General features: G+C 63.8%; 20 protein-coding genes. 14 read left to right on the top strand and 6 right to left on the bottom strand.

The features are described 5' to 3' along the window. Positions 1-11: 11 nt before the first annotated feature. Positions 12-812: an ABC transporter permease gene (locus Q0602_RS04405; RefSeq protein ID WP_298839497.1), complete on the top strand. Its 801-nt coding sequence runs from the start codon at positions 12-14 to the stop codon at positions 810-812. A gap of 24 nt (positions 813-836) precedes the next feature. Here the strand turns inward: Q0602_RS04405 and plsB are convergent, their stop codons facing one another. Continuing rightward, entirely contained in the window at positions 837-3,254 is a 2,418-nt protein-coding gene (plsB, locus tag Q0602_RS04400) for a glycerol-3-phosphate 1-O-acyltransferase PlsB (protein WP_298839603.1), read from the bottom strand. A 140-nt stretch (positions 3,255-3,394) separates the two neighbouring features. Between plsB and Q0602_RS04395 the strand changes: the two genes are divergently transcribed. Continuing rightward, entirely contained in the window at positions 3,395-4,519 is a 1,125-nt protein-coding gene (locus Q0602_RS04395) for a phosphatidylserine/phosphatidylglycerophosphate/cardiolipin synthase family protein (protein WP_298839494.1), read from the top strand. Between the two features lie 12 nt (positions 4,520-4,531). Here Q0602_RS04395 and Q0602_RS04390 read toward each other — a convergent pair whose 3' ends face one another. Continuing rightward, positions 4,532-5,197 carry a YecA family protein gene (locus Q0602_RS04390; protein ID WP_298839492.1) on the bottom strand — a complete coding sequence of 222 codons (666 nt, stop codon included), beginning with the start codon at positions 5,195-5,197 and terminating at the stop codon, positions 4,532-4,534. 70 nt (positions 5,198-5,267) lie between these two features. On the opposite strand from Q0602_RS04390, the gene Q0602_RS04385 reads away from it, so the two are divergent. From Q0602_RS04385 to Q0602_RS04375, 3 genes are all read left to right on the top strand, one after another. Beyond that, positions 5,268-5,843: a SprT-like domain-containing protein gene (locus Q0602_RS04385; RefSeq protein WP_298839489.1), complete on the top strand. Its 576-nt coding sequence runs from the start codon at positions 5,268-5,270 to the stop codon at positions 5,841-5,843. Between the two features lie 232 nt (positions 5,844-6,075). Beyond that, positions 6,076-8,028, top strand: a complete 1,953-nt coding sequence (gene acs, locus Q0602_RS04380; RefSeq protein ID WP_298839486.1) for an acetate--CoA ligase — start codon at positions 6,076-6,078, stop codon at positions 8,026-8,028. Positions 8,029-8,413: 385 nt separating this feature from the next. Beyond that, positions 8,414-9,079 carry a response regulator transcription factor gene (locus Q0602_RS04375; RefSeq protein ID WP_110603058.1) on the top strand — a complete coding sequence of 222 codons (666 nt, stop codon included), beginning with the start codon at positions 8,414-8,416 and terminating at the stop codon, positions 9,077-9,079. A gap of 87 nt (positions 9,080-9,166) precedes the next feature. Here Q0602_RS04375 and Q0602_RS04370 read toward each other — a convergent pair whose 3' ends face one another. Together Q0602_RS04370 and Q0602_RS04365 are read right to left on the bottom strand one after the other, a co-directional pair. Continuing rightward, complete coding sequence (locus Q0602_RS04370; RefSeq protein ID WP_298839483.1) at positions 9,167-9,814, bottom strand: hypothetical protein; 648 nt, start codon at positions 9,812-9,814, stop codon at positions 9,167-9,169. A gap of 159 nt (positions 9,815-9,973) precedes the next feature. Continuing rightward, positions 9,974-10,435 carry a heme-binding protein gene (locus tag Q0602_RS04365; protein ID WP_298839480.1) on the bottom strand — a complete coding sequence of 154 codons (462 nt, stop codon included), beginning with the start codon at positions 10,433-10,435 and terminating at the stop codon, positions 9,974-9,976. Positions 10,436-10,537: 102 nt separating this feature from the next. Between Q0602_RS04365 and Q0602_RS04360 the strand changes: the two genes are divergently transcribed. From Q0602_RS04360 to Q0602_RS04335, 6 genes are all read left to right on the top strand, one after another. After that, on the top strand, positions 10,538-11,212 hold the full coding sequence (locus Q0602_RS04360; RefSeq protein WP_298839478.1) for a GntR family transcriptional regulator: 675 nt from the start codon (positions 10,538-10,540) through the stop codon (positions 11,210-11,212). A 573-nt stretch (positions 11,213-11,785) separates the two neighbouring features. Next, positions 11,786-12,766 carry a TRAP transporter substrate-binding protein gene (locus Q0602_RS04355; RefSeq protein WP_298839474.1) on the top strand — a complete coding sequence of 327 codons (981 nt, stop codon included), beginning with the start codon at positions 11,786-11,788 and terminating at the stop codon, positions 12,764-12,766. A gap of 63 nt (positions 12,767-12,829) precedes the next feature. Beyond that, positions 12,830-13,393: a TRAP transporter small permease gene (locus Q0602_RS04350; protein ID WP_295037180.1), complete on the top strand. Its 564-nt coding sequence runs from the start codon at positions 12,830-12,832 to the stop codon at positions 13,391-13,393. Next, a complete protein-coding gene (locus Q0602_RS04345; RefSeq protein WP_298839472.1) occupies positions 13,390-14,676 on the top strand; it encodes a TRAP transporter large permease in 1,287 nt (428 codons plus the stop codon). Before Q0602_RS04350 ends, Q0602_RS04345 begins: the two co-directional genes overlap by 4 nt. A 55-nt stretch (positions 14,677-14,731) precedes the next feature. Further along, positions 14,732-15,520, top strand: a complete 789-nt coding sequence (locus Q0602_RS04340) for an enoyl-CoA hydratase/isomerase family protein (RefSeq protein WP_298839470.1) — start codon at positions 14,732-14,734, stop codon at positions 15,518-15,520. A gap of 135 nt (positions 15,521-15,655) precedes the next feature. Continuing rightward, positions 15,656-16,843, top strand: coding sequence for a CaiB/BaiF CoA-transferase family protein (locus Q0602_RS04335; RefSeq protein ID WP_295037183.1), 1,188 nt, complete (start codon positions 15,656-15,658; stop codon positions 16,841-16,843). 51 nt (positions 16,844-16,894) lie between these two features. On the opposite strand, the gene Q0602_RS04330 is transcribed toward Q0602_RS04335, so the two are convergent. Continuing rightward, positions 16,895-17,842 (bottom strand): LysR substrate-binding domain-containing protein, encoded by a 948-nt coding sequence (locus Q0602_RS04330; protein WP_298839465.1) that lies wholly within the window; start codon positions 17,840-17,842, stop codon positions 16,895-16,897. A gap of 141 nt (positions 17,843-17,983) precedes the next feature. Between Q0602_RS04330 and Q0602_RS04325 the strand changes: the two genes are divergently transcribed. Continuing rightward, positions 17,984-19,363 carry an L-serine ammonia-lyase gene (locus tag Q0602_RS04325; RefSeq protein WP_298839462.1) on the top strand — a complete coding sequence of 460 codons (1,380 nt, stop codon included), beginning with the start codon at positions 17,984-17,986 and terminating at the stop codon, positions 19,361-19,363. 160 nt (positions 19,364-19,523) lie between these two features. Beyond that, entirely contained in the window at positions 19,524-20,258 is a 735-nt protein-coding gene (locus Q0602_RS04320) for a Crp/Fnr family transcriptional regulator (protein WP_295037187.1), read from the top strand. Between the two features lie 70 nt (positions 20,259-20,328). Here the strand turns inward: Q0602_RS04320 and Q0602_RS04315 are convergent, their stop codons facing one another. Beyond that, a complete protein-coding gene (locus Q0602_RS04315) occupies positions 20,329-21,216 on the bottom strand; it encodes a LysR substrate-binding domain-containing protein (protein WP_298839458.1) in 888 nt (295 codons plus the stop codon). 182 nt (positions 21,217-21,398) lie between these two features. Here Q0602_RS04315 and Q0602_RS04310 point away from each other — a divergent pair. Then, a partial coding sequence (locus Q0602_RS04310; protein ID WP_298839455.1) for an S-(hydroxymethyl)glutathione dehydrogenase/class III alcohol dehydrogenase occupies positions 21,399-22,348 on the top strand: 950 nt, incomplete at its 3' end.

Raw genomic sequence — 22,348 nt, 5'->3', positions numbered from 1 at the left:
AACGGTGCTGAATGAGTTCTTCGCGATTCTTCTCCTGGGCGCTCAAGGCCTATCTGGCGGTTTTCTTCGCCTATCTTTTCCTGCCGTTGCTGATCATGGCGGCAGCGACGTTCAACGAGAGCCGTTTTCCCACCGTCACGCCCTGGACCGGAACGACCCTGCGCTGGTTCTCGGCGCTGTGGGCCGACGGGGGGATGTGGGACGCCTTGACCAACAGCTTGCTGGTCGCCGTGGGGGTGCTCTGTCTGGCACTGCCCATTGGCGTGGCCAGCGCGCTTTTCCTGACCACGGTCGATGGGCGTGGCAAGTCCTTCATCTATGCGCTGATCCTGTCGCCACTGCTGACGCCGGGTGTGATCATCGGCATCTCGACGCTGATCTTCTGGCGCGACTGGGGGGTGAACGGTGGCATCGCGTTGACCGTCATTGCCCAGAGCGCGTTCATCGCGGCCTACGTCATGTTGATGGTGGCGGCCAGGCTGCAGCGCTTCGACCGCACCCTGGAGCGCGCGGCGCTGGATCTCGGCGCCAGTCAGTGGCAGGTGTTCCGGCGAATACTGCTGCCCTATCTCAGGCCGGCCATCCTGTCGGCGGCGGTCCTGGCATTCCTCCAGTCGCTGGAGAACTACAACACCACGCTCTTCGTTGCCGGCTACGACACCACGCTGACCGTCTATATCGCTTCCAAGGTCCGTACCGGCCTGACCCCGGCGGTCAACGCGCTGGCGCTGGTGATGATCCTGTTCACGGTGGGGCTGGCGGTGATCTACGAGCTCAAGCGCCGTCGCGAGGCCGCCAGGCGAATCGCCTGAGACGGCTCGCGCGGCGCAAGCCGTTCACTGACGCGTCAGTCTGACCAGTCGATGGCGCAGTTCCGGGTCGAAAAGTGCCCGACTGCGCATCTGCGTTTGCCGCAACGAATCGTCGTAGAACAGTCTTTCGTTCTCGACGCGCAACCAGCCCTGCTGCTCGAGCGTCTCCAGCATGCCGCTGAAAAGTCGTTTGTCGAAGAACTCCGGTGCGTTGAGACCCGACAGCAGTGTCAGGCGTTCGGCCAGCTGGCGGCTGTGCTCCTCGAGCGCCTGCTGGGTCAACTCGCCGCTGGGGTAGCGCAGTAGCGAGGCCAGCAACAGGTAGGCGCGTTCCAGGGTTGGCTGTACCGGCTGCCCCAGCAGTCTCAGGTGCTCGCTGGATTCCAGGTGTCCCGGCTGACGACGCCAGCCGTTGTCGGTCACCTGCAGCAGGCCTTCCTCGGTCAGCACGGAGAGCGTGGCGCTAAGGCGCTCGCGCGGATCGGCGGGGGGCGCGAAATAGAGCTCGTTGGCCAGCAGCGGCCAGGCCGGCGACAGCAGCGCATCGAGATCGTCCAGCGTGAATGCCGCGTTATTGCGAAAGGCGAACGCCACCAGGCCCAGGTGCATGAACAGGTGCAAGACGTTGTTGCGATACCAGGTCAGCAGCGTCGCCTGTTCCGGGCGTGCGGTGACCAGTTCGCCAAGGGCCTGCGACTGCCGTGTCACGAAGCCGAGGCTGGCCACGTGCTCGATCCAGTCGGCTGGTTCGCCCGCCGGCAGTTGGCAATGCCGGCTCCCGGGCAGGTTGCGCTGCAGCCTGACCAGAAGGCCGATGTGATGGGCCAGGAGGTCGGACTCGATGGTGTGATGGGGCGTCGCCAGCAAGGTCATGGCGACCAGCGAAACGGCATTCAGGCTGGCGGCGTCGTTGATCCGCCGCGCCAGCGTCTTCCCCAGCAGCGGCACGGCGCGATGCAACCACTCCGGACGCGCCGAGACGGGGTCGTCCTGCCAGCCCGGCACGGTCTCGTTCAGGAAGTCCGCCAGCGACAGCGGCTCGCCAACGCTGACGGTGACCCGGCCGTGGGGCTCGCGCAGATGCTTCAGCACGCGGAGCAGGTCGAGGGGCGACTCCTTCTTCTTCTGGCCGCCACGCAGCTCGCGCAGATAGCTGTTGCTCTCCAGCACGCGCTCGTAACCCACGTGAACCGGCACGAAGGCGACGTCCCGAATGGCGTCGCGGGCGAACGAGCGCAGCGTCATGGCCAGCATGCCGGGGCGGGGTGAGAGCATTCGTCCGGTTCGCGAGCGGCCGCCTTCGATGAAGTACTCCACCGGGTGACCGCGTGCAATCAGGCGGTGCAGGTATTCGTTGAAGACCGCGGCGTAGAGCCGGTTGTCCTTGAAGCTACGGCGTAGAAAGAAGGCGCCGCCCCGGCGCAGCAGGGCGCCGATCACCGGCATGTCCAGATTGCGACCGGCGGCGATGTGTGGCGGCATCAGCCCCTCCCGGTAGAGCACGTAGGAGAGCAGCAGATAATCGATATGACTGCGGTGGCAGGGGACGTAGATCAGCGTCCGCTCGCCGGCTATCGCCTTGACCGCGTCCAGCCCGTGCACGTCGACGCCCTCGTAGAGGCGGTTCCACAGCCGCTTGAGCAACTCGTAGAGGAAGCGCATGACCGGGTAGGACATGTTGGAGGCGATCTCGCGTGCGTAGCGTTCGGCCCGGCGCCGCTCCCGGGCCGGGGTGCTGCGGTCGGCCTCGACGGCTTCCTGGATGGCCTCCCGCACCGGACGACTGTCGACCACGCCGCGCATCAGCGTCCGGTGATGGGAGATATCCGGCCCCAGCACGCGTGCGCGAATGCGCCTGAAGTGGACCCGCAGCACGCGGGCCACCTTGCGTTGGGTCAAGGTGACTTCGGGGTCGTCGATCAGCGGTCTCAGCCGGATCGGCTCGCCGAAGTGCGCTTCCAGGTGGCGGCCGTTGACGATCACCGACAGCAGTCGGCGCAACCGCCCGCTCCAGGCCCAGTCGTCGGCGGCCAGCATCTTCCAGAAGCCGAAATCCTTGCCCGGCGCCCGGCTCCAGAAAACGCTCACCGGGACCAGTTGCGCGTCCAGAGTGGCGTCGGCCTCGAGGGCATCCAGCAGATGCTGCAGGTGAGCCGAGTGCTGGCCCTGGATCGCGCCACGGCTGCCTCGCAGGCGTGGTAGCGCAAAGCAGCCGGGAAGCGAGGCGTGACCGAGCTGATGCCACTGGCCGGCATCGGGGAGGTCGAGATCGCGGCTCAACCGGTCGATGGCGATTTCATCGGTCAGGGCGGGGCGGGCAATGACATAGAGCGTGGGGAGCGTGGCGTCGAGCTGGAATGGCTCCGGTTCGACCAGGCGGAAGGCGAGCCAGCGATCGAGCAGACGACTGGCCAGACGATGCCACAGCCGTTGAAGTCCCATGGATGCCTGCATCGACGCCATTTCCCCCGCAAATCCATGAGTATAGCGGTATCGTCGCGGCGCAGCGACGACAGGATCGGCAGGCTTTCCCTGAAACGCCAAACGTGCGTCAATCGGCAGCGACCAGGGAGGCGCGGTTCATGCAAGCGACATGGAAGGATGGCAATCGATTCGAACTGTTGCCGGAGGGCAAGCGCTTCTGGCCGGCCATGCGGGAAGCCATCGAGGGCGCCCGGCATCGCTTGTGGGTCGAGCTCTACTTGATGGAGTCGGGGACGCTGGCCGACCGCTTCATCGAGCTGCTGGTCGCGGCGGCGTCCCGCGGCGTCGAGGTCAAGCTGATGCTCGACGGCGTGGGGAGCATGGGACTCTCGCGCAGCGACCGGCAGCGGTTGCGGGAAGGCGGCGTCGAGCTGAGGTTCTTCAACCCGCTGTCGGTGACGCGGTTGGGCGGCAACCTGATGCGCGATCATCGCAAGCTCGTGATCGTCGACGGCAGCACCGCCTTCACCGGAGGGTTCGGGATCGTCGACGAGTTCATCGACGCCTGGTACGAGGTCGCGGTGCACATCCAGGGGCCGGTCGTGGAGGACTGGATGCGGCTGTTCGTCCACGTCTGGGACTCGCCGTTGACCCGGGGGGAGGGGGCCAGAACGCGCCTGGCATCGTCTCTGCAGGCCCTGCCGCCACCCGAGCCGTCGGCCGCAGGCGTGCGCGGCAGGGCGATCTGGGGGCGAGGGCACCGCTATCAGGCCATTCGTATCTCGCTGCAGAGCCGCATCGGTACCTCCCGCCGCCGGCTGTGGCTGTGCACGCCCTATTTCGTGCCGACACTCAGTCTCCGCCGCGCGCTGGCCGGCGCGGCGCGGCGCGGCATCGATGTGCGCCTGCTGCTGGCCGGCGGCCATCACGACCACCCTGGCGTTCGCTACGCCGGGCAGCGATTCTATGGCCGGCTGCTCAAGGCGGGGGTCAAGATCTACGAGTTTCAGCCCAACTTCATTCATGCCAAGTTCAGCGTGATCGACGACTGGGTCTCACTGGGGTCGTGCAATTTCGATCACTGGAGCCTTCAGTGGAATCTAGAGGCCAATCAAGAGATCGACAACGCGGCGTTCGCCACCGAGGTGTCGCGGCTTTTCGAGCGCAATTTCGCTACCAGCCGGCGTATCGATGCCGCCAGTTGGGCGCAGCGTCCATGGTGGCAGCGCGTGAGGGAGTGGCTGTTCGGGACGCTCAACGCCTGGGCGACGCGTCTCAAGTAGCCTCCGGCCCGCTCAGCGCTTGCCGCCGCGCTTCCGGCTTGCGGCGGTCTTCGTCCCGACGGCACCCTTGCCTTTGGGCGGTTCGGGCGGGACCCGGAAATGGAGGTAGAGATCCAGCGTCAGTTCGGCCAGTTGATCCGCCAGGGCGGAAAACTGCGAGTCGTCGGCCACCATTTCCGCCATTTCGGGTTCGTCTTCGAACAGTCCCGACAGCGCCATGAACGGCAGCAGCAGGGCCGCCACATGGGCCTCATCCTGGGAGAACCAGGCGGCCTCGTCCACGAAGACGCCTTGCATGAAACCCGCGCACCAATCCTCGATGGCCGCGACCATCTCGCCGTCCGCATCCAGTTCGGTATCGAAAGGCAGTTCGATCCGGTGGCCGCGTTCCATGATGCTGCCGGCGTTGGTCTTGAGCGCCTCGAGCAGGCCCAGAATCTCGTCGCGCTCGGCGGCATGCTCGAACGGCGGCTCGCCTTCGAACAGCTCGGCAAGCCAGAGGTCCGGCGGGACCTCGCCGGGAGATACCGCCAGCGCGACCAGATAGCCGTGTGCGCCGATCAGGTCGGGCGCTTCCTCGCCGAGGCGCTCGGAGGCCAGGTAATCGTCGAGCCTGGCAAGTGCGTCATCGTCCAATGGCGGCTGGCTGTCGATGGCGTCATCCTGGGCTTCAGGCATGCAACTCTCCGTGGCGTGATGGGGATGGCGGGCTGGACGCCCATGGCTGTCGTCGGCATTCTATCACCCCATGACGAATCTGCGTTCCTCCTCTCCCGCCCCCGCGCTCGGGGAAAGCGATGCCCAGGCGCTGGATGCGCTCGATCCCGCCGCGCTCGAAAGACGGCTCTTGCATCAGGCGGAGGCGGCCTGGCAGCTGGCACGGGAGGTGCACCCCGCGCTGCCCCGGCCGCGGATCTGGTTCGATCTGCGTGGACGAAGCGCAGGGCAGGCCCACTACCAGCGTGGCGGGCTACGCTTCAATCGCACGCTGCTGCAGGAAAATCGGCAGGCCTTCATCGATGAGATCGTGCCTCACGAGATGGCGCACTGGCTGGTCTTTCATCTCGAAGAGGGCATGCGGGCGCGCCCCCACGGACGCGAGTGGAAGACGGTGATGCGGAATCTCTACGGCCTGGCGCCAGTCGTCACGCACCGCTTCGACGTGGCGCGCGCCAGTCCCGCGCCCTATCTCTACCGCTGCTGTTGCGAGACACTGCATCGCTTTACCGGTCGGCGTCATTCTCAGGCACTGAAGGGCACCCGTTACCGGTGCCGTCACTGCCGAGCACCACTGAGCTTCGCTCACCGGGAAACGCCCCAATAGCATGAGTGTCGCGCCGGGCCGTCGCTCACCGGTTTCGTCAATTGCCGCCATCGCCTCGTTCACGGAATTGGCGCAACGGCGCAGGTTGACCGAAACTCGATGAGACGAAGGTCTAATAGGGGGTGGCCGGTGCCGCCGTTATATGCTGACGGACCGCGCAGGCGTGGGTCTATCACATTGAGTCGACTAGGCTTTCATCGTCGAATGGGTCCGAATGAAGGGGGATTGGAGCATGAGCGAACAGCAGCGCATATATCCTGTCGATGAGCGCTTGGCAGCCGATGCCTGGATCGATCGCGATCGTTACCAGCAGCTCTATCGCCAGTCGGTGGAAGACCCCGAGAGCTTCTGGCGGGAGCAGGCCGACAGCCTGAGCTGGAGCAAGAAGCCCTCCACCATCAAGAACACGTCGTTTGCCTCCGATAACGTCGATATTCGCTGGTTCGAGGATGGCGAGCTCAACGTCGCCCACAACTGCCTCGATCGTCATCTCGACTCCCGCGGCGACCAGCCCGCCATCATCTGGGAAGGCGACGATCCGAACGATCATAAGATCATTACCTATCGCGAGTTGCATCAGCGAGTCTCGCAGCTCGCCAACGGTCTCAAGTCCCTGGGCGTCGGCAAGGGCGATACGGTCACGCTCTACATGCCGATGGTGCCGGAAGCGGCCATGGCCATGCTCGCCTGTGCCCGGATTGGCGCAGTGCATTCGGTGGTGTTCGGCGGATTCTCCCCGGACGCACTGGCGGGACGTGTCGTCGACTCCCAGTCCCGCGTCGTGATCACCGCCGACGAATCGGTACGCGGCGGCAAACAGGTGCCGTTGAAGGACAACGTCGACGCGGCGTTGACGCGAGAGGGCACCGACGTGGTCGAGTCGGTGCTGGTCGTCAGGCGCACCGGTGGTGATATCCAGTGGCACGAGGGGCGCGATCGCTGGTTCGACGACGTCGTCGATCAACAGTCCACCGATTGTCCCGCGGAGCCGGTGAACGCCGAGGATCCGCTGTTCATCCTCTATACCTCGGGCTCGACAGGAACGCCCAAGGGGTTGAAGCACACCTCAGGCGGGTATCTCCTCTATGCCGCGCTGACGCATCGCACGGTTTTCGATTACCACGAAGGCGAGGTCTACTGGTGCGCCGCCGATGTCGGCTGGATCACGGGGCACAGCTATATCATCTACGGGCCGCTTGCCAACGGTGCCACGACGCTGATGTTCGAAGGCGTGCCGACTTACCCGAGCCACGGGCGGATCGGCCAGATCGTCGACAAGCATCAGGTGGCGATTCTTTACACCTCGCCGACCGCCATTCGCGCGCTGATGGCGCATGGCGAGCACATCATGGACGACAGCCGGCGCGATTCGTTGCGGATCCTCGGCTCGGTCGGGGAGCCGATCAACCCGGAGGCCTGGGACTGGTTCTATCGCGTGGTCGGCAACTCCCGTTGCCCGATCGTCGACACCTGGTGGCAGACCGAAACCGGCGGGCACATGATCACGCCGATGCCGGGGGCGACCGATCTCAAGCCGGGGTGCGCGACCAAGCCGTTCTTCGGCGTTCAGCCGGCGCTGGTCGACAACGAGGGCAAGCGGCTCGAGGGGGCGGCCGATGGCAATCTGGTCATTCTGGACTCCTGGCCCGGGCAGGCCCGCTCCATCTGGAACAACCACGACCGTTTCGTGCAGACCTATTTCTCGACCTACGAAGGGGTCTACTTCACCGGTGACGGCTGCCGTCGTGACGAGGATGGGGACTACTGGATCACCGGGCGCATCGACGACGTGCTGAATGTATCCGGTCACCGCATGGGCACGGCGGAGATCGAGTCGTCCCTGGTTGCGCATGAGTCCGTGGCCGAGGCAGCCGTGGTCGGCTACCCGCACGACATCAAGGGGCAGGGCATCTACGTCTATGTCACGCTCAACGACGATGTGGAGCCCAGCGACGAATTGAAGCAGGAGCTCAAGCAGTGGGTGCGCAAGGATATCGGTCCCATCGCCACTCCCGACGTGATCCAGTGGGCGCCGGGGCTGCCCAAGACCCGCTCCGGCAAGATCATGCGCCGTATCCTGCGCAAGATCGCCGCCGACGAGTGCGATGGCCTGGGCGACACTTCGACGCTTGCCGATCCCGGCGTCGTGGAGGATCTGATCGAAAATCGCCACGTGCGCACCTGAGAGATGGCGAAGGCTAAATGGAAATGACTTTCTTCATTATCAGGGTAACAACTATATGACTAGTTAATATGAGCCATGAGCGCTTATTTTGACTGATGATTGTCGTTCGGTCGTCCTGAAAGAGGCTTTCCTCGCAGTGAGTTTCGTGCCACTCCGAAGGGAGGGAAGCGCGCCAGCTTTCCGGGACGACCGAACTTTTTTTCCGCGTATACCACGTGCCTACCCACCGACTATCCGGGGATTTTCCCCGCGTTGATTTGAGGCTTGGGATTCCACGATCGCATGGGGTAACATGCCGTTAATCAATAGTTGGATTATATTGTCCAGATGGCGATAGTGAACCGGCTATCTCGCCACATATCTCGACAGCGCCGGAGGAGAATCAATGGCTTTTGCCCAGAAATTCATCGTTGCCGATGACCACCCACTCTTCCGGGCGGCGCTCAATCAGGCATTGCGACAGGTGTCGCCGCAAGCGGAGATCGTCGAGGCGGATACCATGGAGGCGACGACGGAAGTCGTCACCCGCCATCCCGATGCCGACTTGATCCTGCTCGACCTGCACATGCCCGGCGCTCACGGATTTTCGGGGCTGATCCAACTTCGCGGACAGATGCCGGATATCCCGGTGACCGTGGTGTCGGGCAGTGAAGAGGTGGATGTCGTTCGTCGTGCCATCGATTACGGTGCCTCGGGTTTCATTCCCAAGTCCGCTTCGCTGGATACCATTGCCGAAGCCATTGGAGAAGTGCTCAAGGGGGAGGTCTGGTTGCCCCCGGAACTGGCCGATGCCATGGGTGAGGGCAGCGAGGAAGATGCCCGCTTCGCCGAGGCGATCGCCTCGCTGACGCCACAGCAGTTTCGCGTGCTCAACATGCTGACGGAAGGCTTGCTCAACAAGCAGATCGCTTATGAGCTCAACGTCTCTGAGGCGACCATCAAGGCGCACGTGACCGCGATCCTGCGCAAGCTGGGGGTTCATTCCCGCACCCAGGCCGTCATCGCCGCCCAGAAGCTGGAGATCGAGCCGCCCAAGGTGACCGACAACTGAACCGCGTCGATTGTGGGCTGTTAGAGGCCGTTGCATCCTCAAGGATCAACGGCTTTCTCGTTTCAGAGTGAATTCCCCGTGCCTGGGCTAGCGGGTGTGGCCCGGGCTGTACTGGGACGGCACGGCCGACGCTGTCGTCTCGCTGGCGCCCATCGGGACCTGTAACCGCTCGTTGGATGCCGACCGGGCCTGATGGAGTGCCTTCCCCATCAGCAACAGTTCGATGCTCGCGAACAGCAGCAGGCTGTAGCCGGTCAGTTCCGTCATCTCTTCCGCTGCATCCTTGACGACCCGGAGATAGTGGTCGCCCATCAAGGCTTGCCACAGTTCGCTGCGCCCGTAGAGGCGGGAAAATACGTAGGTCGTCAGGAAACCACCCGCGAACAGTCCAAATCCCAGGCTGTTGCTCACTTGCGCGAACTCGTCGACGAAATCGTGGCGAGCACGGATCGTTGCGACGAGAGCCGGCAACGCGACCAGCGCGACCAGGCATTGCCAGGCGCCGTCGAAGACGTAGGTATCCAGCCACAGATCGTTTTCGCGAATCAACGACATCGCGAAGAAGGCTCCCATCAGCAGGCTAATGGTGCGTAGCACCCGGTAACGGTAGCGCATGTACCCCATCATGAGGGCGCAGAACAGCAGCAGCAGCGCCTGGGTCAGCTCGGTCAACGATGTCTCGCCGAAGTTGGGGGCCCCGACATGCCTGGCATCGATCGTCAGTACCGCTTGCATGAGCCCCGCGAGGAGGAGGATGTAAGCGCCTGCTCTTGCGGAAACCGCCCGAAAAGAGAATCCGGTCATATTCTATGCCTGCGAAAAATTAGTAGCCGGCTAAGAATATCAGGCTTAAGTTTCTTAAGAAACGGTGTTTGACCGATTTTTAAGGAATCCTTAATCTTTTGGTGCGAGTCCCACGCCCAGATGGGCGGCCTCGATGCCCGCGATGGCGGCCTTCTCGTCATTCTCGGAGCTATCCCCGCTGACGCCGACCGCGCCGATGACGCGCTCCTGTGGGTCGAGAATCAGCACGCCCCCGGCAACGGGGATGAACTCCCCTTGAGAAGCCGCCGCGACGGCCGAGAGGAACGCCGGGCGCGACTCGTTGCGCTGGCCGATGGTTCCGCTGGACACGCCGTAGCCCAGTGCCGCCCTGGCCTTGCCGTGTGCTACCGCCAGGCGCAGCGCGGCGCAGCCGTCGGCTCTGTCGCAGCTCAGCGGATGTCCGCTGATATCCATGACGGTCACCGTGATGGGATTCATCGCCTGGGCCGTCGCATGAGCCAACGCGGCGTCGATGATCCGACGGGCCTGGGCCAGCGACAAGGTCTGGTGAGTCGGGTAGACGTTGCGCATTCTCGTTCTCCTTTGGCTGTTTTGTATTCATAATTCACTTTGGGTGGCGCTATCCATGCGCCATTGGGAGAATAGGGCAAACGAATCCGTCACGAGCATCCCATGATCAAGATCCAGCAGAACACGCTATACGGCGAGGCGGCAGCCCGTATCCGCGACATGATCAACGAAGGTCTCCTGCTTCCCGGAACGCGTATCCCGGAGAAAAGGCTGTGCGAGCAGTTCGGCATTTCCCGAACGCCGCTTCGGGAAGCGCTGAAGGTGCTGGCATCCGAGGGCATGGTCGAACTCCTGCCCAACCGCGGCGCGCGAGTGATGCGCTTGACCCGGCAGATGCTGGAAGAGACCTACAGCGTGATGGGAGCCCTGGAAGGGTTGTCCGGCGAGCTGGCCTGTCGCCACATCACCGAAGAGGAGATTGCCGATATCCAGGCGCTGCATTACCAGATGATGGCGTACTACAAGCGCAAGGAGATTCGGCCCTATTTCGAGTTTAATCAGCGGATCCATGACGCGATCATGCTGGCGTCCCGCAACGAGGTGCTGCGGGAGACCCACAGCAGTCTGAACCATCGCATCCAACGCGTGCGATACTCCACCAGCATGACCGATGAATACTGGAAGCAGGCGGTGGCCGACCACGAAGCCATGATCGACTGCTTGCTGGACCGTGACGGCGAGCGCCTGGGCAATATCCTGCGGGAACACCTGCGGCACAAGCTCGTGGTCGCGGCTGCGAGCGGCGTGATCGACGACGATCTTGCCGCTTCGTCCTGAGTTTCGCCTCATCAGCCCCTGGGGCGCTGTGCGGAAACTGCCCGTGCCCGGTAGGGCGGCATTGGCAGTCGGCAGCGCCAGTTCGATCCAGAGGATCGTCGCCATCGCGTGACCCCTGATCCGGCCCGGCCCCTACGTCGCCGGTTGTCGCCTTGCCGCCGCTCGTCGGCTTCTCCCCCAGCCCTGCACCGCTTGCACCTGTTTCGGTTCCGCCGACCCGCACTTCCTCCCTGGCAGTCATTGCCTCGTCCCGACCGCGGGCCGGCGAGTCGAGGCGGGCCGCCGGAAGCGTCGGCACCCTCCCTGGCGATAACCCGAACTGAATTCATCGAGTCGGCGATCTCGTGCCGCCTCCCCGCAGCCGATAGTCGAGCCCGGGGCGGTGGTGAGACTTTACGCCAATAGACAAATGTTGGATTGGTTCAAATTGAATTATGAATTCATAATTCGATTGCAAGATCCCAAGGTGCTCGCATTGCGGGGTATCGGCCGAGCGTTGCCCTGATCCGGACGGCGCTTTTTCGGCCCATCGTTCAGGCGAGCCAATACAAAAAAGACGGAAGGACGCCAGTGATGAAAAGTCTCAAAGTTGGACTGGTAGCGCTCGCGCTGTTGGCCGGGGTCAGCCACGCCAGCGCTCAGGAAATCCAGGTCAAGTTTGCCCATGTCGGCGAGCCGGGGTCGCTCTTTGCCAATGTGGCCCAGGAATATGCCAAGCGCGCCAACGAGAAGCTGGCGGGCGAGGCCAAGGTGGTCGTCTATGGCTCCAGCCAGCTCGGTGGCGACTCCGAACTGCTGAAGAAACTCAAGTTGGGCACCGTCGATCTGGCGCTGCCCTCGACCGTGATGAGCAGCGTGGCGCCCCAGTTCGCGCTGTTCGAAATGCCGTACCTCATCGCCGATCGCGACCATATGGCCAAGGTGCGCGACGAGGTGGTGAGACCCCAGCTCTACCCGGTGGCCGAGAGCCGCGGCTACCACATTATCGGCGTCTGGGAGAACGGCTTCCGCCAGATCACCAACAACGTTCGTCCGATCAACACGCCGGCCGATCTTTCCGGAATCAAGCTGCGGGTACCGCAGGGCGTCTGGCGGGTCGAGATGTTCAAGAGCTACGGTGCGAACCCTTCACCGATGGCGCTTTCCGAGGTGTTCGTCGCCCTGCAGACGGGGGCGATGGACGGCCAGGAAAATCCGCTGGTCCAGACCTACGCCTCGCGCCTGCAGGAGGTGCAGAAGTATCTCTCGCTCTCCGATCACATCTATACCCCCGCTTTCGTGACCGCCGGCATGAGCTGGAACCGGCTGCCCCAGCATGTGCGTGATGTGCTCCAGCAGACGGCCGTGGAGATGGAGCCCTATGCGTTGGAGCAGGGCGCGAAGCTCGACGAGGAGACGCTCGCCAAGATGCGTGATGCCGGACTCGAGATCAACGAGATCGATCGCCAGGCCTTCATCGACGCCTCCAAGCCGGTCTACGACATGTTCGTCAAGGATGTGGACGGGGGCCAGGAGATGCTCGACAAGGTGCGTGAACTGCAACCCGCCAGTTAACTCGCGCGTCCGGCCGCTCCCGCCAAGCGGGGCGTGGCCGGGCTGCGGACGAAGGAGCCGCCTGTGAAAACCCTGAACACGCTGCGCGATGGCTTCAGCCGCCTGCTCGAGGTCGTCGTGGTCATCAACATGATGGCGCTGGCGGGAATCGTCATCGTCGGTTTCCTGTCGCGCCTGGTGGGGTCGCCGTTTACCTGGTACGACGAAGCGGCCTCGATCAGCCTGGCCTGGCTGACCTACTACGGTGCGGCGCTCGCCGCGGCCAAGGGAGCACACATTGCCTGTCCGAGTATCGTCAATGCGTTTCCGCCCAGGATACGGCTGCCGATCGCACTGCTGGGAGAGGCGGTGACCATCGCCTTCTTCGTGCTGCTGGCGGTGACAGGGTGGCAGGTCGTCCAGATCCTGGCCGGTTCCACCATGATCAGCCTGACCAGCGTCTCGCTGCAGTTCACCCAGTCGGCGCTGCCGATCGCCTCGGTCCTGTTCATCATCGCCGAGCTGCTGCGTCTGCCGGAAGTCATCCGCCAGGCACGCGGGGAGGGCTTCGTCGATCACGAGCTGGAGGAGGTGGGCCTGAGTCCGAACATGGCAAGTCAGTCCGACGCGGGGAGTGTGACACGATGATTCTGGCGCTGATGTTCGCAGGACTCCTGGTATTGATCGTGCTCAATGTTCCCATTGCCATCGCGCTCGGTCTGGTCGGCGCCATTGCGGTGTACTCCAGCTACGGCGTCTATGCGCTGCCCAATATCGGGCTGACCATGTTCGAGGGTGCGACCAACTTTCCGCTGATCGCCATCCCGCTGTTCATTCTGGCCGGAGCGATCATGAACGCCTCGAGCATCTCGCGGCGTCTGATCGACTTCGCGGCGTCGCTGGTGGGCTTCGTCAAGGGCGGCCTGGCCATGGTCACCATCGGTTCCTCGATCTTCTTTGCCGAGATTTCCGGCTCTGCCGTGGCCGGGGTTTCCGCGCTGGGCAGCCTGCTGATCCCGGCGATGAAGAACCGGGGTTACTCCAAGGAGTTCGCCGCGGCGATCTCGTCGTCCGCCGCCAGCCTGGCGATCATCCTGCCGCCCTCGATCCCGATGATTCTCTACGCGGTGATGTCGGGGGAGTCGGTGGTCAAGATGTTCGTCGCCGGTATCTTCCCGGGGCTGCTGGGCGCCCTGGGCCTGGCGATCGTCTGCTACTTCCTGGCGCGCAAGCACAACTTTCCGTCCGAAGGCCGTTTTCAGGCCAGCCGGGTATGGAAGTCGTTCAGGGAGGCGATCTGGGCGCTGCTGATTCCCGTGATCATTCTCGGCGGTATCTTCGGTGGCATCGTCACTGCCACCGAAGGTGCGGCGTTGGCGGTGGTGGTCGCCATCTTCATCAGCGCGGTGGTCTATCGCGAGTTCTCGCTGAAGACGCTATGGAAGTCCTGTCTGGACGCCGGCATCCAGACCGCGGTGGTGATGCTGCTGGTCGCCAGCTCCGCGCTGGTGGGGCTCTATCTCACCGAGTCCCAGCTGCCGCAGCAACTGGCCAACTCGATCAGCGGCCTCACCGACAACAAGTACGTGATCCTGGCGCTGCTCAACGTCATCTTCCTGATCCTGGGGGTCTTCCTGCACTCGGCGGCGGCGATCATTCTGGTGGTGCCGATCGTGTTGCCACTGATCATCAGCGTCGGGATCGATCCGCTGCATTTCGGGCTGATCGTCACGCTCAACCTGGCCATCGGTCAGCAGACGCCGCCGGTGGCGAGCGTACTGATCGCCTCGTGCTCCATCGCCAAGGCCGATATCTGGCGCACGACCCGAACCAACCTGTGGTTCCTCGGCGTGCTGTTCATCGTGCTGATATTCAATACCTACGTCCCCGACTTCGCGCTGCTGCTGGTGCACATGATCTACGGCAGCTGAGACGGGGCACCGAATCTGCGGGATCGAGCATGTCTCGATCCGAGGAGAAGCCGCAATGATTCAAGACGACGAGATCCGCTGTTACCAGGAGGGCGGGATCGGCTGGATTCGCTTCAACCGACCCGAGGCTCGCAACGCGATGACCTGGCACATGTACGAGACCATGCACCAGGCCTGCCGGCAGTTCGATGAGGACGAAGAGGTCAGGCTGATCGCCTTTCGCGGCGAGGGTGGCGAAGCCTTCGTGGCGGGTACCGATATCAAGCAGTTCGCCGAGTTCAACGGACCCGAGGATGGCATCGACTACGAGCGCCGGATCGACCGCATGATCGGCGGCCTCGAACAGCTCGCCACGCCGACGGTGGCGCTGCTCGATGGCTACTGCATCGGGGGAGGGGCGGCCATCGCCCTGGCCTGCGATTTCCGTTACGCCAACGAGAGCCTCAAGTTCGGGATCCCCATCGCCAGGACGTTGGGCAACTGCATGTCGATCACCAACGTGTCGAGGCTGGTCGATCTGATCGGGATCCCGCGCACCAAACGGGTGCTGATGCTGGCGCAGACGATCGAGGCAGAGGAGGCGTCGTCCATCGGCCTGATCGATGCCGTCGTCGAGAATGGTGCGCTGGACGAGGCCGCCGAGAGGCTCGCCGGGAAACTCTCCGGCCATGCGCCGCTGACGATGCGAGCCGCCAAGACCTGCATCAATCGCATCCTGGAGGAGCGCCGGCCCGCGCATGATGCCGCCGATGACCTGATCGCGCTCTGCTACACCAGCGACGACTTTCGCGGCGCCGTCCGGCGTTTCGTCGACAAGACGCCATACACCTGGCAGGGCCGTTAGGCGACGCCACCCGTTCCCATACGCCGGAAAACGCGGATGCCGAATCCCTCCGCGGTGGGAACGTGCGTGCCCGGTCTGCCATGCCACTCGCAGCCTTGCTGCTCGCCATTCGAAGGCCGTTAGGGGGGAATTGCCATGTTACCGTTGGAAGGCATGAAAGTACTCGACATCTCGCAGATCATGGCCGGCCCGTACTGCACCATGGTGCTGGGGGACATGGGCGCGGACGTGATCAAGGTGGAGAAGACCAATGGCGGCGACGACAGCCGTCAGATGGGACCCTACGTCAATGACGAGTCCACCTGTTTCGCGCAGATCAACCGCAACAAGCGCAGCATCTCGCTCAACCTCAAGGAGCCCGACGGGCTGGCGCTGTTCTACCGGCTGGCGAAGGAAGTGGACGTCGTGGTCGAGAACTATCGCCCCGGCGTGACCCAGTCGCTGAAGATCGACTACGACACGCTCAAGGAGATCAATCCCGGTCTGGTCTACTGTTCGATATCTGGCTACGGGCAGACCGGCCCCTATCGGCGCAAGGGCGGTTTCGACCTGGTCGCCCAGGGGATGACGGGGCTGATGTCGATGACCGGCGAGCCGGGGCGGCGGCCATTGAAGACCGGCGTCGCGGTCTACGACATCGGGGCCGGGATCACCGCGATCTATTCGATACTGGCGGCCTACATCCACAAGCAGAAGACCGGCGAGGGGCAACTGGTCGATGTCGCGATCGCCGAGTGCGGCCTGCCGTGGTTCACCTGGGAAGCGGCCGCTTACTTCGCCGAGGGGCGCGTTCCGCAGCCGACCGGATGGCGGCACCGTGTTTCCGCGCCTTATCAGGCGGTCAAGGTTCAGGATGGCTACATGATGCTGGGATGCGCCAACCAGCGCACCTGGGAGCGGTTCTGTAACGACGTGCTGGAGCGTGCCGACTTGACCGAGGATCCTCGCTTCCTCACCAACAGCGACCGCGGTCGCAACGTCGATGTCCTGGAGTCGTTGCTGGAGGAGCTGATGTGCACGGCCGACACGCAGCACTGGCTGAGCCGGTGCGACGAAGCCGGCGTACCGGCGGGGCCGATCAACGACTTTGCCCAGGCGATGGACGATCCGCACTACCGGGAGCGGGGCATGGTCCAGGAGCTCGACCATCCCGTCATCGGGCGCATGCAGACCATCGGCTTCGCCAGCAAGCTGTCGGCGACGCCTGCGCAAATCCGGCGGCCGGCGCCGGTCTTCGCGCAACATACCGAAGAGGTGCTGGCGACGCTGGGCGTGGAAGGGGAGGGGCTCGCCGCCTTGCGCGAGCGCGGCGTCGTTCGCTGAAGCCGGGCGAGCGCGCCTCGCTCGGTCGACAGAGCCTTGGTCGACAGGATCTTAGTCGACGGAACCGGAAGAGGGGGCGATCTCCTGGGATCGTCTCGCCTCCTCCTCCAGCCAGTCGTGCACCGCCTGCACCCGACGGTCGTCCAGGGCGCCTTGCTGATAGACCAGCCCGTAGCGCTTGCCGGTTGCGACGGAACCGGCGAACGGTGCAATCAGGCGTCCGCTGGCCAGTTCGTCACCGATCAACGTGCGCCGGGCGATCGCCACACCCATGCCGGCGATCGCCGCTTCCACCGTCAGCTGGTTGCGGTTGAACGTGTAACCCCGCCTGACATTGACCCGCTCGCCGCCGATCGCCTTCAGATAGTGTTCCCACTCGGCATAGTCGTGGCTGCCACGCCAGGCCGTCACGTCGTGCAGCAGGGGGTAGTAACCCAAGGCCTCGGGATGCGTGAGAGGGGGCCGTCTCCTGAGCAACTGCGGCGAGCAGACGGCAAAGATCTTCTCGTCGATCAAGGCGGTGGTCTGAAGGCCGGGATAGTGGCCGTCGTTGAGGTCGATGGCCAGATCGTAGCCGCCGTCGAGCAGCGAGAGATTGCTGTCCTCGGCGGTGATGTGCAGATCGATATCGGGAAAGCGGGCCTGCAGGCGCGGCAGCCTCGGCATCAACCACTTGGCCAGGAACGAAGGCAGGCAGCGCAGCCGCAGCACACCGCTCATGACACCGCCGCGCAGGCGGTCCACTTCCAGCCCGACGGCTTCGTAGGCCTGGGACACCACGCCCGCCAGCCGCTCGCCCTCTTCCGTCAGTGCCAACTGGCGTGGCAGACGCCTGAACAGTCGAAAGCCCAGGCGATCCTCCAACTGCTTGATCTGCTGGCTGACGGCGCCAGTGGTGACATGGAGCTCCTCTGCCGCACGGGTGAACGACAGATGGCGGGCGCTGACCGCGAATACCTTGAGCCAGGCGTGAGTCTGTGCGTTGAGTGTATGGATCATGGTTTAGCCAGGCTATAAGGTTCGGCAGTTTTTATCGATTGTTTCCGGTGTAAACGGCTATCACACTGAAGTCAAACTACATCTCGTGCCTGTTCCGGTTGCGACGGATCCTGGTGCCCAAGCGACAACGGAGGTGGCGACATGCCATTCAGTGTGTTCGACCTGTTCAAGATCGGTATCGGCCCCTCGAGCTCGCATACCGTCGGCCCGATGCAGGCCGCCTACGACTTCGTCTCGGCGCTGCGCCAGCGCGAGCTGTTGAGTTCGGTGAAGCGGGTATCGATCACGCTCTATGGGTCGCTGTCGGCGACCGGCAGAGGGCACAACACGGATAGCGCCGTCATCGGCGGCCTCATGGGGGAGCGTCCGTTGACCGTCGATCCCGACGACCTGGCGCTTCGGCTGGCGGCGATGCATCGCGACGGGGAGTTGAAGCTGGCGGGCGTCCAGGCGATCGCCTTCGACGCCCATCGGGACATCCAATGGTGCGACGAGATTCTCGACTACCACACCAACGCCCTGCGACTCAGCGCTCACGACGAGCACGGCGTCGTGCACGACAACACCTACTACTCGGTCGGTGGTGGCTTCGTGGTCGATGCCGAACAGGCCGCCCAGGGCGATGCCGCGTCGTCTGCCGTCAGTCTCCCTTACCCGTTCAAAAACGCGGTCGAACTGCTGGAAATCTGCCGTCGTGAAGGGATCTCCATCAGCGATGTGATGCTTGCCAACGAACGGGTCTGGCGTAGCGAGCCCGAGATCCGCAGCGGATTGTGGAAGATATGGCTGGCGATGAAGGCGTGCGTGGACAGCGGCCTGGACCAGCAGGGCGTGCTGCCCGGCGGCCTCAACGTGAGGCGGCGGGCCCCTGCGCTGCATCGCCGTCTGCTGGCGATGGACGATGAGAAAAGCCTGATCGCCAGCACGTTCTCGGCGATGGACTGGGTCAATCTCTTCGCGCTGGCGGTCAACGAGGAGAACGCCGCCGGGCGTCGCATGGTGACCGCACCCACCAACGGGGCGGCGGGCATCGTGCCGGCGGTACTGCACTACTACATGAAGTTCCAGCCCGACGCCTGTGAGCGGGACGTGGTCCGTTTCCTGCTGACGGCGGGCGCCATCGGCGTGCTGTGCAAGACCAACGCCTCGATCTCGGGAGCGGAGGTAGGCTGCCAGGGCGAGGTCGGGTCAGCCTGTGCGATGGCTGCCGCCGGGTTGGCGGAGCTGATGGGCGGCACGCCAGCGCAGGTGGAGAATGCCGCCGAAATCGGGCTGGAGCACAACCTGGGGCTGACCTGCGATCCGATCGCGGGTCTGGTTCAGGTGCCCTGTATCGAACGTAACGCCATCGCATCGGTCAAGGCGATCAATGCCGCCCAGATGGCACTCCGCGGCGACGGCGAGCATTTCGTCTCCCTCGACAAGGTGATTCGCACCATGCGGGATACGGGGCGTGACATGCAGGACAAGTACAAGGAGACGTCCCGCGGCGGGTTGGCCGTCAACACGATCGAATGTTGATCCGCCGATCGTGACGTTGCCCGGGCCTCCCCGGCCCTAGCCCGGGTCGTCGACCCTGATGCGTGATAACGACAATCGCGTCTGGCTGTGCCAATATCGACCTCCTTAATCAGGGGGCCTGACACGGTCGCCCAGGAAGCACGTAACAAGGGCAAGGGTAATGAGCCAAGACAGTTGCATTATCTGTCATTTCAAGCACTACGGTGAGCTTTCCGAGAATGACGAGGCCCTGCTGGCCGAGCTCGAGCAGAGCCCGACGGAAATCAAGGGCGACCAGATACTGTGGCAGGAGGGCGATACCGCCCGCGAGTTCTGTACTCTGAGCAAGGGCTGGGCCTACTCTTTCCGTCACATGGAAGACGGTTCCCGTCAAATTCTCGAGATCTACCTGCCCGGCGATATCATCGGCCTGAGGGAGTTCGCCTTCAAGGAGCGGCTGACCGGCGTCGCCATGCTCGAGGATGGTGTCGTCTGTCATTTCCCGCATCGCCGGTTGATCAACGTCTTCCGCGAATCGCTGACCCTGTCGACCATTTTCTTCGCGATCTCCTCGCACCAGCAGGCCCTGCTGACCGAGCGTCTCGTCAACCTCGCTCGTCGCAGCGCGCGTCAGCGCCTCGCCCACCTGATCTACGAAATGTACGTGAGACTGGAGCGCACCAAGGCCCGCCAGGGCAACAGCATCCGGTTGCCGCTCTCCCAGCAGCACCTCGGCGATGCCCTGGGGCTGTCGTCGGTGCACGTCAGCCGCACCCTGACCGCGTTCCGGGAAGAGGGGCTGCTGCTGCGTTCTCGCCAGCGTGTTGAGCTGCCCGATCCCGCCGCACTGGCGCGGGAAGCGGAGTTCGGCGATGCCTACCTCAACGACGGTATCGATCACTTCTTCCATCATTGAATCGACGATTCGCGATGTGCCGGGCCGGGATGTCGCCGGCCCGGATGGCCTGTAGTCACGGCGCGAATGCCTAATCGGCCGCAATCGCATTCGGCAGCCGTGCGGCCAGGAAATCGACCAGCAGGCGAATCTTCGAGGAGAGCTGGCGGTGGCGGGGATACACCGCCCACACCGCGGTGTCGGTGAACTGGTAGCGGTCCAGCACCGCCGTCAGCTGGCCCTGGCGGATCGCCGTTTCCACGTAGTAGTCCGGCAGCTGCGCCAGGCCGATGCCCTTACAGGCGGCGTCCAGCAGCGCCGGCCCCGAATTGCCCCACCAGTTTCCCGCCACGCGAACCTCGCGCTGTCGGCCATCGACGCTGAACAGCCAGCTGTCCCGCGATCCGACCAGGCAGTTGTGGTGCGACAGCTCCGAGAGACTGTGCGGCGTCGGGTATCGTTGAAAATAGTCTGGGGCGCCGACGACGTATTCGCGACGCTGGCACAGCCGCCGCGACAGCAGGCTCGAATCCCTGAGCACGCCCATGCGAATGGCCACGTCGAAGCCCTCGTCGATCAGCTCGACCGTGCGATTGGTGAAGTGAAGGCGCACGTCGAGCTGGGGATAACGACAGTGGAAGTCATTGACCAGCGGCGCGATGAAGCGCTCGCCGAACGTGGTTGCGCAACTGATGGCGAGCCGCCCCTGAGGCTGGGACTGAAGCTCGTTGAGCGCGGCCTCGGCCTCCTTGAAGCCGTCGAGCAGCGAACGGCAGTGTTCGTAATACACGGCGCCGCCATCGGTCAGCCGAATCTGGCGCGTCGTCCGATAGAGCAGCGGCGTTCCCAGCTCCTGCTCCAGTTGGCTGACCAGCCGGCTGACGTGGGAGTTGGACACCTTCAGCGACTGGGCGGCGCGCGAAAACGTGCCCAGCCGGACCACGGCAACGAATGCCTCGATACCATCCCAGCGCGACATACCGGCGGCTCCTCTCCTCGCTGCGGGGCTATTATTGTTGCATGGCAACAATCATCTGCGAAATGCCAGGTTTATTGCCTGGCGGCGTGCGCCTAGACTGAAGCTGGAAGAGTCGCCATGGCGCCGGCCGGATGTCGAGCGACCCAAATCGAAGTTTCTCAAGCTCATAGTGGAGTTCTGGTATGAAATCGCGTGCCGCAATCGCCTGGGAAGCAGGCAAGCCGCTCTCGCTGGAAGAGATCGATGTACAGGGCCCCAAGGCGGGTGAAGTCATGGTGCGCATCGTCGCCACCAGCGTCTGCCATACCGATGCCTACACGCTCTCCGGCAAGGATCCCGAGGGGCTGTTCCCGTCGGTGCTGGGCCACGAGGGCGCCGGGGTCGTCGAGGAAGTGGGCGAGGGCGTCACCAGCCTGAAACCGGGCGATCACGTCATCCCGCTCTACACCGCCGAATGCGGCAAGTGCAAGTTCTGCCTCTCCGGCAAGACCAACCTGTGTGGCGCGGTGCGCGCGACCCAGGGCAAGGGGCTGATGCCGGATGGCACGACGCGGTTCTCGAAGAACGGCACCTCGCTGCACCACTACATGGGCACCTCGACCTTCTCCGAGTACACCGTGCTGCCGGAAGTCTCGCTGGCCAAGGTCTCGAAGGAAGCCCCGCTGGACAAGATCTGTCTGCTCGGCTGTGGCGTCACCACCGGTATCGGCGCCGTGTTGAATACCGCCAAGGTCGAGCCCGGTTCCACCGTGGCCGTATTCGGCCTCGGCGCCATCGGCCTGGCGGTGATCCAGGGCGCGCAGATGGCCAAGGCGTCTCGGATCATCGCCATCGATGTCAATCCTGACAAGTTCGAGCTGGCGCGCCAGTTCGGGGCGACCGAGTTCGTCAACCCGAAGGATTACAGCGATCCGATCCAGCAGGTGATCGTCGACCTGACCGACGGTGGCGTGGATTACTCCTTCGAGTGCATCGGCAACGTCAACGTAATGCGTTCGGCGCTGGAGTGCTGCCACAAGGGCTGGGGCGAATCGATCATCATCGGCGTTGCCGGCGCCGGTGAAGAGATCTCCACCCGCCCGTTCCAGCTGGTCACCGGCCGGGTCTGGAAGGGCTCCGCCTTCGGCGGCGT

Origin of the sequence: uncultured Salinicola sp., assembly GCF_937921195.1 — a bacterium.
Taxonomy (GTDB): Bacteria; Pseudomonadota; Gammaproteobacteria; order Pseudomonadales; family Halomonadaceae; genus Salinicola.
The sequence above is the reverse complement of the archived record's forward strand: the minus strand, read 5'-3'. Positions and strand labels throughout refer to the sequence as shown.